The organism is Edaphobacter sp. FHG110511_03 (assembly GCF_059115365.1).
This window is the reverse complement of record NZ_JBZYWL010000006.1, coordinates 125,166-137,627: the sequence shown is the minus strand read 5'-3', so window position 1 is coordinate 137,627 and position 12,462 is coordinate 125,166. Positions and strand designations below refer to the sequence as shown.

Sequence of the window (12,462 nt, the reverse complement as noted above, 5' to 3'; positions counted from 1 at the left end):
GCCTAGAACTCTGTGAACCTAACCCAGTTCAATCGAATTCTGCGGCAGGTCTTTCTCCTTCCCGTCATCGCTCTTCTGATCACCGCTGGGGCACTCTACCTGCAGGTACGCGGCGCCAACGAAACGGTCCGGCTCATCCAGGCAGCCGACACCGGAATTGCCCAGGCGGCACAGGTCGCGAAGCTCATCGTCGACCAGGAGTCCGGTCTTCGTGGTTATGAAACTACGGGGGACGACCGTTTTCTGGCCGATTTCCGTCAGGCCGAAGGAACTATCCAATCCGAATTGGACAATCTTGCCTCCGTCGTTCAGCTTGACGCCGTCCAGAAGCATAACCTCGAAGACCTCCGCAACGAATATCAAAACTGGCACGATGCCTTCGCCCTGCCGATCATGGCCACTGTGCGCGCCGGGGGCCAGGCCAACGACGTCACCCTCAATCTCTACGGCAAGACGCTGATGGATCAGGTTCGCCAGGACATCGCGGCCATTACAAAGCACGCCGAGGAGCGTCGCTCGGTCCGGATCCAGCAATGGCACCGTCAGGTCCGCAACATGGTCCAGGCCCTCATCGCCATTGCCCTCGGCATGGGCGTGCTCATCGGACTTTTCACCCGCAGCCGCCTCAACGCCGTCTCCTCGGCCTACCGTACATCGCTCGAGGTTCTCGGCCGTCGAGCAGAAGAAATCTTCCAGTCCGAGCAGCGTCTCCGCACCACTCTCGCCTCCATCGGTGACGGCGTCATCACCTGTGATGCCGAAGGCCGCATTCAGATGATGAATCCCATCGCCTCCGAGCTCACCGGCTGGACCCAGGCTGAAGCCGCCAACCTCCGGCTCGAGGAAGTCTTTCGCATCGTCAACCAGAAAACCGGAGAAGTCGTCGAAACCCCGGTCGCCAAGGTCAAGCGTCTCCACGCCGTCGTTGGCCTGGGCCACGACACTGCGCTCATCCGCAAAGATGGAACTCGCATCCTTATCGCCGACAGCGGAGCCCCCATCCGGGACCAGACCGACGAGATCGTCGGCATTGTTCTGGTCTTCCGCGATATCACTCTCGAGCGCCGCACTCAGGAGACCCTGCTCGCGAACGAGAAGCTTGCCGTCGCAGGACGACTCGCCGCCACCATCGCCCACGAAATCCACAACCCTCTCGACGCCGTCTCCAACCTCCTCTATCTCATGCGCACCGGCGTCTCCGAAGAGGAATCCAAACAGTTCATCGACATGGCCGAGAGCGAGCTGGCTCGCGTCACCCAGATCAGCCGGGCCATGCTCGGCCTCTACCGCGAATCGCGCGCCCCTGTCCCGGTAGACCTCAAGGGAATCCTCGAAGACATTCTGCTTTTGATGGAGCACCGCTTCCAGGAGCTCAACGTCGGGGTGCAGGCTGAACTCCCCTCATCGGTGATCGTCGACGCCTTTCCTGCCGAGCTCCGCCAGGTCTTCACCAATCTCATCGCCAATGCAGCGGAAGCCGCCAGCCCAGGCGGTCAGATCCGCGTCGGAGCGTCCCCGCTCAGCGCAACCCCCAAGATGGCTTCCGGAGCGGTCGTCGTCATCCACGACAACGGGGCAGGAATCTCTGAAGAGGTGCGCCCGCAGCTCTTTCAACCCTTCTTCACAACCAAGGGCGAACGCGGCACTGGCCTCGGTCTCTGGGTTAGCCGCGGCATCATCGATAAGCACGGCGGGTCCATCGAGATCGCCAGCGACACAAACGCCGTCTCCCATGGCACCACGGTTACGGTCTTTCTCGCGGAAAAACCCGCCATCGCCACCGGACCAGCACCACCAGCGCGTTAGACGCCTCGCAAGACATCCTGCACTAAGCCATCCGCAACTGCTCCGACACGATTCCCGCAGCTTCCTGACAATCTGCACGGCTCACGTCATAGTGCATTACGAAACGCACACTGTGCGGTCCAATCGCGCTTGCCAGCACTCCTTTACGCTTCAGTGCCGCGCAAAATGCAGCTGCATCGCCCTCTCCGCGCAGGCTGAAGATCACAATGTTCGTCTCGACCGCATCGAGATCGATCTCCGCTCCAGCTTCATTCGCCACCGACTCTGCCAGCAGCCGCGCGTTGGCATGGTCCTCCGCAAGCCGCTTTGTCATCTCGCTCAGAGCGATCAGCCCGGCAGCCGCAATCACACCGGCCTGTCGCATTCCTCCGCCCAGCGCCTTGCGAAACACTCTCGCCCGCTCGATCGCCTTGGCTGAACCCACCAGCACGGAACCCACCGGCGCTCCCAGTCCCTTCGACAGGCAGAACATCACCGTATCGAACCCTGCCGTCAACTCGGCCACGCTTAGGCCCAGCGCAGTCGCCGCGTTGAAGACCCTTGCTCCATCCAGGTGCACCGGCAGGCCTGCCTCCTTCGCGCCGCGCCAGACCTCCTTCAGCACCTCCAGCGAAGTTACCGTTCCGCCCGCCATATTGTGCGTATTCTCAAGGCACACCAACCCGGTTGGCTGGCGATAGTAGATCTTTGGCCCGATGGCACGACGAATCTTCTCCCAGGTCAGAACTCCCCGCACTCCTTCAACCGTACGAGCCTGGCAGCCTGCGAAGGACGCCATCATCGCCATCTCCCAATCCAGAACATGCGATCGTGACTCGCAGATCACCTCCTGCCCATGCTCCGTGTGCAGGCGGATCGCGATCTGGTTCCCCATAGTCCCGGTAGGCACGAAGATCGCAGCCTCTCTTCCGAAGACCGCGGCAGCCTCTTTCTCCAGCCGATTCACCGTCGGATCTTCTCCATATACGTCATCGCCTACCTCGGCCGCGGCCATGGCCTGCCGCATGGCTGGGGTGGGTCGTGTCACGGTGTCGCTGCGCAGATCGATCATTCCTGTCTCATTCTCCTGTTTAAATCCAACCGTTCGCTTTATGCCGTCGCCGGAACCAGTAACCGGCTGAAGACTTCGTTGGAAGCCATGCGGCCTCGTGCCGTCAGCCGGATTCGATCCTCATCCATCGACAGCAGTCCGGCCTCGCGTGCCTCGCGGATCCCTGGCATCACGCTCGCAACCATCTCATCGCCGAACTCCGCCTGCAATCCATTCAGGCTCACACCTTCGATCAGGCGCAACCCCAGAAACAGCGACTCCTCGAATGCCGCTTCCCTTCCAAGGAACTCCGGCTCCGGCCAGCCAGCCCCGCGCGGCAAAACCGCGAGCGGTCCTTGCGCATCGCGAGTCATATACGCATCAAGCTCATCCGTGTTCTGGAATCGCACCGCGTCGTCGCCCACAGGCAGCATCGAGTGCGCATCCAGGCCAAACCCAATATAGGGCTGCCGTTTCCAGTACTTCCGATTGTGGCGCGAAGCATGGCCCTCCCGCGCAAAATTCGAGATCTCATACTGCGCGACCCCACCCGTATGCAATATCTCGCAGCCCATCTCATACCACGCAGCCGCATCGTCTTCGGCAGGGATAGTTCCAGCTCCATACCTTCCGCCCCCCGCAAGCACCTCGCGTCCCAATCGCGACTCCTCATCGACCTCCAGCATGTACATGCTTATGTGTCCGGCTCCGCTGCCCAGCGTGCGCTCCAGCGATTCCATCCAGCTGGCTTGCGTCTGGTGCGGCAATCCGACAATCAGATCGACACCGATCTTCGAAACTCCAGCCGCACGAAGCCGTAAGATCTCCGCCTCGCATACTGCTCGTGTGTGCAAACGGCCCACTGCCTGCGCCTCGCGATCCACAAACGACTGAACACCCAGGCTGACGCGGTTTACTCCCTGCCGCAGAAGCTCCTCAAGCGTCTCATCCGCAAGCTGTCCCGGCGCGCACTCCAGCGTCACCTCTACATCCGCGGTCACTTCAAACTGATCTCGCAAAACCGTGAAGATGCTCTGAAACTGCTTCGCGGACAGCAAACTCGGCGTCCCGCCCCCGAAGTACACCGAATCGGCCGCGCTCCCAATCGCTGCTCCCAGCTTCGCCGCCCTCTGTCGTGCATCCCCGATCTCCGCGCCCAGCCGATCCACATAGGCATCCATCCGCTCCGGGCCAAACGCATCCGAGGCAAAGTTGCAGAAGCTGCACTTCGCCTTGCAAAACGGAACCGAAAGATAGATGCCTAGAGGAGAATTCATAAGCGACGTGTCGAGATTATTCTTTCATGCCGCAGCTACCCCCCAAAACGTCATCTCGACCGAAGACGCGCAGCTTCATCGCGCGACGGAGTGAAGAAATCCCTGTATTTAGCTTTTGTTCTTGCTGTTGTCCGTTTTCTCTACAACCTACCCGGGAAATTTCTGGACAGGTCCTGAAGAAAACATCGACCAAAAATCTGCCGCGGCTACGTGGAGAGCGAAGCCCCTCGCCGCGGAAAGATCACGGAGAAGATCGTTCCCGATTCGCCCGCTTTATCACTGCTGCGGACGCTGATGCTTCCATGGTGTTTCTTCGCGATCCCTGCGCTCACCCAAAGTCCAAGTCCTGTCCCGGTCGTTTCCTTGGTGGTAAAGAACGGTTCGTATACACGTCTCCGCGTCTCCTTACTCATCCCCTGCCCATTGTCTGCAAACGTGATCCGGACCCCCTCGCTTCCGTCTCTCCAATCCGTCGAAGGACGAATCCGAATGCGAAGACACCCTCCCCGCGGCATTGCATCCAGCGCGTTCCCTATAAAATTCGCCAACATCTGGCGGATCTCCCCGGCGTAGCAGACAAGAGGAGAAACATCGGGCACTTCGTTCACCACTTCAATCCCGTTCTGGATGAGCCTTCCCTGGTAAAGGGTAAGAACCGAGTGCAGAAGGGTGACGACGTTGACCGATTCGGGGGTATTCCTCTGTCTCCGGAACTGCAAGGTCTGAGCGGTAATCTGGGAGATCCGCATCAGCTCCTGCTGCGCGGCTTCGATGTTTACCTTGGTCTCTTCGTCGGCAGTAAACGCCGCAAGATAAAGAAGGTTCGTGACGGCCTCCAGGGGATTATTGATCTCATGCGCAATGGAAGAAGCCAGCCGTCCCACAATCGCCAGCTTCTCCGACTCCCGAAGGGCCGCCTCCGCCAGCTTCATCTCGGTAATGTCGGTGCAGGAACCGATAAATCCGAGGAATTCCTCCGAGGGGCCAAACCGTGGCAACCCATGATCGAGAACCCAGCGGTACACTCCATCATTCCGCTGCAGCCGATATTCCATCTGGAATGGCCGGCGCCACTTAAAGTGTTCCGTCGAAACCTCCAGATAACGATCAAGATCATCGGGATGAACTCCCTTGGCTCGCTCTTCTCCAAGCTCCTGGGCCAGCGAGCGTCCACGAAATTCGAGCCATGGCTTATTGAACCAGGTACTCCGTGCATCTGCTCCAGACAGCCAGATCAGCACCGGCGCAGAATCTGCAATCTGCTGAAAGAGGATTCCATCGTCGGACAAAGGCACTCTGTCATCGGCATCTCTCAGCTCTTCATTCACAGAAAGAATCCCCTGGCATTCGGTCTCGTGAGGTAAATATCCATTGATCCGTTCCATCTTGGATGCGCCTCTCCGTGCTTCAGGCTGCACCCTCCCCTTGCGTATCTATCCCTGCCTCCCCCTTTAGTCTCTGCGTATCCACTTACAACCTGTTCAATAACATAAAAACCTCGTCATCTCGACCGGAGACGCGCAGTTCCACCGCTCGGCGGAGCGGAGAGACCCTGTATTTATCCTTTGTCCTTGCCACTCCCTGTTTCTCCTCTGGAATCCACAAGCTATCCGGGAGTTTTGGACAGGTTCCTTCGAGGATGCCACCCCTCTCAGATGCTGTCCTTCGCCTTTTATGCGGCGTCCAACGATTTACACTAGTTACTGGTGGATAAATAACTATGGTCTGGACCCTAGCCCTCGCCCTTCACTTCCTTCAGGAAGACACCGCCGCCGTTCCTCCGGCCAATGTCGCCAGCTCCAGCGCGATTGCCGAGATGATCCACAACAGCGGCCCGGTCGCCTTCACCGTACTCGTCCTTCTTCTGCTGGCGAGCATCTTCTCGTGGACCATCATGCTCTCCAAGTGGTCCAGCTTCGGCCGCGCCGACAAGCAGAGCAGGCGCTTCCTTCGCGCCTTCCGCAAATCGACCCGCCTTAGCGAGATCGCCACCGTCGCCGAGCAGTTCCGTCCCAGCCCGCTCGTCTCCGTCTTCAACGAAATTCACGACGAGTACCAGCGACAGAACGGCGGACGCGGCCTTCCCCGCAATCCTGTCGCCCTCGAGCGCTCCGCCGCCACTGCGTCGTCTGAAGCCCTCACCCTGATGGAATCACGCATGACCTGGCTCGCCACCATCGCGGCCATCGCCCCCTTCATCGGCCTCTTCGGAACCGTCTGGGGAATCATCGACGCGTTCCACGGCCTCGGCACCGCTGGAGCCGCCACGCTCCGCGCCGTGGCCCCCGGAATCTCGGAAGCCCTCATCACCACCGCCGCAGGCCTCGTCGTCGCCATCCCCGCCGTCATTGGATACAACCAGCTCACCGCGAGGCTCCGCGAGCAGGGATCTCGCATGGACGACTTCGGCCGCGAGCTCCTCAACGCCATCGAGAACGCCGCCATGGTGACTCCCACGCAGCCGCAGCCTCCGGCTCCCGCCTACGCTCCCGTAGAAGAGCCGCAGCCGCCCCGCAGGAGGGCCTTCTAGCCATGGCCTTCAGCACAAAGGGACGCACACAGACCGCACTCGCCGAGATCAATATCACTCCCCTCGTCGACGTCGTCCTTGTGCTTCTGCTCATCTTCATGCTCACCGCGCCCGTGCTTCAGTCCGGCATCGACGTCGCCATTCCCAAGACCCGCACCGTAAGCCAGGTCACCGACGAGCGCATGGTCGTCACCATCGACCATGATCAGAACGTCTTCCTGCAGGACAAGCCCGTCAACGTCAACGAGCTTCCCGCGCGTCTACGCACCGTCGGCAAGGGAGATCCAGCCAAGCGCATCATCTATCTTCGCGCCGACGAGCGTGTTCCCTTCGGTGCCTTCGCCTCCGTGATGGATGCCGTAAAGCAGGCCGGCATCACCAACATCAGCATCGTCACTCGCCCCATCGAAAACAAATAGCACCGAACTCATGGCCGATCTAAGCTGGAATCCCGACGAGCAATTCGCAGATGACAATCTGCGCAGGAACTTCGTCGGCTCGCTCTTCCTCCACATCGCCATTGCCGCCGCGATCGGCGGTCTCGCCTACTTCCACAATCGCGGCCACAGCTGGGGAGAAAACGCCGCCAACGCCGGTGCCATTCAAGCCACCATGGTCGCCTCGCTTCCCCTCCCTCCCAAGCAACGCGAGCTCGACACCGGCGTCCTTACCTCGGAGAATCCCAGCCCGGCTCCTCTTATCGCCCCCGTGAAGACCGAGCCTCCGCCTGATCCCCACGAAGTGACGCTGCCCGAAAAGGTCAAGCCGCCCAAGGTCGCCGAGAAGCCTACGCCCGCGCCTCCAAAACACCCGCAGCCCACGCCGCCGCAGCCCAACAAGGCCGCCACCGGCGAGACTGCTGGAATCCGCATTCCGCAGTCCACCCTTGAGCTCAAAAACGGCACCGCCTCCGCCATGGTGCAGGACCGTACCTTCGGCGCGCGCTTCGCCTACTACGTCAACATCGTCAACCGCACCGTCGCGCAGAACTGGTACACCCAGGAGGCCGACCCTCGCGCCTCCGTCGGTAAGAGCGTTACCGTCCTCTTCGACATCGACCGCGCCGGAGCACCCTCAAACCCACGCCTCGAGACCAGCAGCGGCTCCCCGTCCCTCGATCGATCCGCCCTGCGCGCCGTGCAGCGCGTCGAAGGTTTCGGACCGCTTCCTGCAGGCGATCACATCACCGTCGAGTACACCTTCCACTACACGCAACCCTGATCGGCGCACAGAAAAATCTTCTTACCGCGAATCCACGAACGCCCTACTGCTTAATCACCGTTCCATCCGGACGCCGAATCTCACCCCATCCTCCATTCAACCCATTCTTGCTTTCGGTAAATGGAGCCTTCGCGGCCTCCTTCTCATCGATCTCGATTCCCCATCCCGGAGCCTCATTCACCCAGAAGTATCCATACCTCATCTCCGGGCATCCGTGGAAGATCTGCTTCGTCCGCTCATTGAACGGTGTGTACTCCTGAACGCCAAAGTTTGAGCTGACGATATCGAGCGTAATCTGCGCCATGTGTCCCACCGGCGACACATCCCCCGGGCCATGCCACGCCGTCTTCACTCCAAAATTCTCCGCCAGAGTGGCAACCTTATGCGCCGGAGTCAGTCCTCCCATCTGCGACAGATGGCAGCGAATGTAATCAATCAGCCTTCCCTCGATCAGCGGCCGCCACTCATGTGGCGAGTTGAACAGCTCGCCCATCGCAATCGGAGTCGTGCAGTTGTCGCGAATCTGCTTGAAGTACGCAATATCTTCTGGAGACAGCGGGTCCTCCACGAAAAACATATTGAACTTCTCCGCCTCTTTGCAGAACTCCACTGCCTGATTCGGCGACAGCCGTTCATGCACGTCGTGCAGCAGGTTCACCTCCTCGCCCAGCTCCCTGCGGCACGTCTCAAGCATCTTCAACGCGCGGCGCATATACGCAGCCGGCTCGAAGAACGGCTTGTCGTGCAGCGGCTTGTACTTCGTCTGTCCTCCGCTCCTCGATCCGTACCCTGCCATCCCCGGCACGCCGATCTGCACCCGCACATTACGAAATCCCTGATCCATATACTGCTTCGCCGAGGCCACGACGTCCGGGTAGTCCGCTCCATCGGCATGCGCATACGTATCCACTGCCTCACGCACCTTGCCACCGATAAGCTGATACACCGGCATCCCCGCCTGACGCCCCTTGATATCCCAAAGAGCCTCATCGATCCCGCTGATCGCGTTATTCAGCACCGGCCCGTTCTTCCAGTACGAGCTGTCGTAGCACGTCCACCAGATATCCTCGATCCGGTCCGTCGTCTTCCCCATCAACAGCGGCTTCAGATATCGCTCAACCGCCGGCTTCACCAAATCCGCTCTCTGCGTAAACGTCCCGCAGCCGTAACCGTAGAGACCATCCTGATCCGTGGTGATCTTCACCACCGTCAGCCGCGAGCCCGCGGGCTCGCACTCGATCACGCTGATGTCCTTGATCTTCGCCGCTGCCATGCCTCGCGTCGCCTTCGCCACCTGTGCCTCTGCCCGCTGCTCAACCGCCAGAAGAGGAGCACCCACACCGCACGCCGTCGAGGCCGCCGCCATCTTCAACAGATCCCGTCGATTCATCGCCATAACACGAAAAAGCTTACACTCTCCTCAAGCCAAGTCACGGACACACCGGATTAATCCCCTCCACGCTTCGCCCGATTCCCGCATAATGCTGTGGTGAAAATCTTCCCCAGAATCGCGTCCCTACTTCTCGCCCTTGGCCTCACCAGCGCAGCTTTCGCGGCCCAGCCAAAAGTTCTCGTCTACACCCGTAACTACACCCCGGATGGCAAGGGCTACATCCACGACAACATCGCCACCAGCGTCGAAGCCATCAAGAAGATGGGAGCCGAGAGCCACTTCACCGTCGACTCCTCCGACTCACCTGAAGTCTTCACCGACGCCAACCTGCGCCAGTACGCCGCCCTCATCTTTGCCAACAGCAATAACGAGGCCTTCACCAGCGACGATCAGCGAGCTGCCTTCAAGCATTACATCCAGTCCCACCACGGCTTCGTCGCCATTCACTCTGCCTCCGGGTCCGAGCGATCCTGGCCTTACTACTGGCAGGTCGTCGGTGGAAAATTTGCAGAGCATCCCCACATGCAGACCTTCACCATCCACGTAGCCGACCCCGCCTTTCCGGTTACGCAAGGTCTCTCATCCGACTTCTCCTGGACCGATGAGTGCTATTTCACCGACCATCAAAGCCCTGAGATCCGCCCTTTCCTGACTACCGATCGCACCAAACTCGATGGCCTTGAAAAGATGCGTACCGATCTGAAGACCTACCCCAATCCACTCCCCCTTGCCTGGTACCAGACCTTCGATGGCAGCCGCGAGATCTACCTTGCCCTCGGTCATCGCAAAGAAGATTACGACAACCCCATCCTTTACAACCTCATTCGGCGCAGCATTCTCTGGTCCATTCAGGAAAAACAAGGTCGTCCTAAATCGTAGAAATTGCTAGCCGTACAAAGATTGGTTCGCGATCTGCACATCAAAAATAACCCTGCCTGCCCTCTTTGCGTCTACGATAAAAGAGATGATCTATAGTCCTGCTCGACCTCTGGCACAACTTCTTCTGCGGCCCGCCGGGCTCCTCTTCACCGCACTCGCATTCCTTTCCCTCTCCTCGGCGACTCTTCAAGGGCAGGACTGGTTCAAGACTGAGACCTCCGCCGGCGTCTCGAACATCCGCATCGCGGTCGCGGACTTCAAGCCCGTCTCCACCGATCCGCAGACGTCGACGCTCAAGCAGACCTTCGACACCACGCTCTTCAACGACCTCTCCACGGCCGGCATCTTCGATATCGTCTCCAAGAGCCTTCTTCCACAAGCCTCGCCCGGAGCGCCTGGCGAGATGAACCTCGCCCAGTGGTCCGTCGCGCCCACCAATGCGGCCATGGTCGCCTTCGGAGCCTTTGGTGCCTCGGGCGGACGCATCACCGTCAATGGCTTCCTCTTCGACGCGAAGAACACCCAGTTTCCGCAGGTCCTCGCCAAGCAGTACAGCGAAGAGGCCAACGAAGCAATGGCTCGCCAGATCGCCCATCGCTTCGCCGACGAGATCATCTTCCGTCTAGGCGGCGGCATCCCCGGCATCGCCGAGACCAAGATCTACTACGTCAAGGTCGCCGGTGGAAACAAGGAAATCTGGGCCATGGACTACGACGGCGCCAACCAGCATGAGATCACCCATCTCGGCACCGTCTCCCTCTCCCCGCGGATATCCCCTGATAACAATCGGATCGCCTTCTCCTCCCTTGGCAAGGATGGCTTCCAGATTCGTATGTACTCGCTCCTCCTCAACCGTATGGTTAACTTCCCGGGGGCAGGTGGAACCAATCTCTCACCCGCATGGTCACCCAACGGCCAGGACATCGCCTTCTCTTCCTCGCGCACCGGAGACCCGGAAATTTATATCGCCAACTCCAATGGCGGGGCTGCGCGCCGGGTCACCAGCTTCCGCGGGCCTGACGTCTCGCCCGTCTTCAATCCCAAGACCGGCTCACAGATCGCATGGATCAGCGGGCGCACGAATCTTCCACAGCTCTACGTCATGGATGCCGACGGCTCCGCTGTCACCCGCCTGACCGACGGAGGCTATGCCACTTCCCCATCGTGGTCCCCCAACGGTCAGTTCCTCGCCTTTGCTTGGAATCGCAAGTACGGTCCCGGAGCACCCGGCGGCCAGGACATCTATGTCATGGAAGTCGCCACCAAGCGCTGGATTCAGGTCACCCACGAGATCGGCCGCTGCGACTTTCCCTCGTGGTCTCCAGATGGACGCCATCTCGTCTTTGCCAACTCCCCGGACGGTCGTGCCTCCAGCACACGCATCGTCAGCATGCTCGCCGATGGAACTGGTCGCCGCAACCTTACAGGTGGCGGAGCCGACATGCCAAACTGGAGCTGGAAGTAGTAATCAGACTTCCCCTGCGCGAAATTTCATTGCAGTTCGCGCAGGTAACCTGAAACCCTTAGTTCTACCCGAAAGAGAAAGAGCAGGAGAACCCTCCAATGAACGTATCGCCCGCGATTTACCGCAAGGCTCTGGTTATGGCTGCTGTCGTGGCCGCCCTTAGCGCCGTGACTGGCTGCCACAAAAAGGACAAGGCCGTTAACCCCGCCTCGCTTGGCCCCATGCCCTCATCCGCTCCCGCCCCCACGGCGAATCTCGCCGCGGACCCCGTCGCTATCGACGTAGGTCAGTCCGTCGTGCTGAACTGGCGCACCACGAACGCCACCTCCGTCACCATCGACGGCATCGGTGAGGTCCCGGCCAATGGAACCCAGACCGTCTCGCCCTCCACTTCCACCGACTTCCATCTCACCGCCAAAGGCGATGGCGGAACTGCAGACGCGAATGTCCGGGTAACCGTCCGTGTCCCCCAGGCTCCCACCGCGGGTAACGACAACGGCGATATGGGCTCCGAAGCTGCCTTCCACCAGAACGTCAAGGACATCTTCTTCGATTACGACAGCTACGATCTCCGCCCCGACGCGCAGAGCTCTGCCCAGACCGCTGCTTCGTATCTGAACTCGCACACCGCCATCAAGATCGTCATCGGTGGATACTGCGACGATCGTGGATCGGCTGAGTACAACCTGGCCCTCGGTGAGAACCGCGCCAACGCCGCCAAGACCGGACTGGTCAACGCTGGCGTAGCCGCCTCTCGCATCCGCGTCATCAGCTACGGCAAGGAGAAGCAGTTCTGCTCCGAGCAGAACGAAAGCTGCTGGCAGCAGAATCGCCGCGCCCAGTTCTCGCTCGACCGCTAAT

Annotated in this window: 11 protein-coding genes; 7 read left to right on the top strand and 4 right to left on the bottom strand. The window is 60.1% G+C overall.

Going from position 1 to position 12,462, the window contains the following annotated elements; genetic code table 11:
• Nucleotides 1-12 precede the first annotated feature (12 nt).
• Nucleotides 13-1,806 (top strand): ATP-binding protein, encoded by a 1,794-nt coding sequence (locus AC5S26_RS22955; protein WP_494187284.1) that lies wholly within the window; start codon nt 13-15, stop codon nt 1,804-1,806.
• A 22-nt stretch (nt 1,807-1,828) separates the two neighbouring features.
• Here AC5S26_RS22955 and AC5S26_RS22950 read toward each other — a convergent pair whose 3' ends face one another.
• The 3 genes from AC5S26_RS22950 to AC5S26_RS22940 form a co-directional block, all read right to left on the bottom strand.
• Nucleotides 1,829-2,857 (bottom strand): threonine aldolase family protein, encoded by a 1,029-nt coding sequence (locus tag AC5S26_RS22950; protein ID WP_494187283.1) that lies wholly within the window; start codon nt 2,855-2,857, stop codon nt 1,829-1,831.
• A 38-nt stretch (nt 2,858-2,895) separates the two neighbouring features.
• On the bottom strand, nt 2,896-4,113 hold the full coding sequence (gene hemW, locus AC5S26_RS22945; RefSeq protein WP_494187282.1) for a radical SAM family heme chaperone HemW: 1,218 nt from the start codon (nt 4,111-4,113) through the stop codon (nt 2,896-2,898).
• A gap of 206 nt (nt 4,114-4,319) precedes the next feature.
• Nucleotides 4,320-5,498, bottom strand: a complete 1,179-nt coding sequence (locus AC5S26_RS22940; RefSeq protein ID WP_494187281.1) for a PAS domain-containing sensor histidine kinase — start codon at nt 5,496-5,498, stop codon at nt 4,320-4,322.
• A 335-nt stretch (nt 5,499-5,833) separates the two neighbouring features.
• Between AC5S26_RS22940 and AC5S26_RS22935 the strand changes: the two genes are divergently transcribed.
• Genes AC5S26_RS22935 through AC5S26_RS22925 form a run of 3 tightly spaced genes read left to right on the top strand, consistent with a single transcriptional unit; the run spans nt 5,834 to nt 7,864 of the window.
• Complete coding sequence (locus tag AC5S26_RS22935) at nt 5,834-6,643, top strand: MotA/TolQ/ExbB proton channel family protein (protein WP_494187280.1); 810 nt, start codon at nt 5,834-5,836, stop codon at nt 6,641-6,643.
• A gap of 2 nt (nt 6,644-6,645) precedes the next feature.
• Nucleotides 6,646-7,062: an ExbD/TolR family protein gene (locus tag AC5S26_RS22930; RefSeq protein ID WP_494187279.1), complete on the top strand. Its 417-nt coding sequence runs from the start codon at nt 6,646-6,648 to the stop codon at nt 7,060-7,062.
• A 10-nt stretch (nt 7,063-7,072) separates the two neighbouring features.
• Nucleotides 7,073-7,864, top strand: a complete 792-nt coding sequence (locus tag AC5S26_RS22925; RefSeq protein ID WP_494187278.1) for an energy transducer TonB family protein — start codon at nt 7,073-7,075, stop codon at nt 7,862-7,864.
• Nucleotides 7,865-7,907: 43 nt separating this feature from the next.
• On the opposite strand, the gene AC5S26_RS22920 is transcribed toward AC5S26_RS22925, so the two are convergent.
• The gene (locus AC5S26_RS22920) at nt 7,908-9,254 is read right to left on the bottom strand and encodes an enolase C-terminal domain-like protein (protein WP_494187277.1); all 1,347 of its coding nucleotides are present in this window, start codon (nt 9,252-9,254) and stop codon (nt 7,908-7,910) included.
• Nucleotides 9,255-9,353: 99 nt separating this feature from the next.
• On the opposite strand from AC5S26_RS22920, the gene AC5S26_RS22915 reads away from it, so the two are divergent.
• From AC5S26_RS22915 to AC5S26_RS22905, 3 genes are all read left to right on the top strand, one after another.
• Complete coding sequence (locus tag AC5S26_RS22915) at nt 9,354-10,136, top strand: ThuA domain-containing protein (protein ID WP_494187276.1); 783 nt, start codon at nt 9,354-9,356, stop codon at nt 10,134-10,136.
• Between the two features lie 85 nt (nt 10,137-10,221).
• Nucleotides 10,222-11,601, top strand: a complete 1,380-nt coding sequence (gene tolB, locus AC5S26_RS22910) for a Tol-Pal system beta propeller repeat protein TolB (protein WP_494187275.1) — start codon at nt 10,222-10,224, stop codon at nt 11,599-11,601.
• Between the two features lie 98 nt (nt 11,602-11,699).
• Nucleotides 11,700-12,461, top strand: coding sequence for an OmpA family protein (locus AC5S26_RS22905; RefSeq protein WP_494187274.1), 762 nt, complete (start codon nt 11,700-11,702; stop codon nt 12,459-12,461).
• Nucleotide 12,462: the final 1 nt, after the last annotated feature.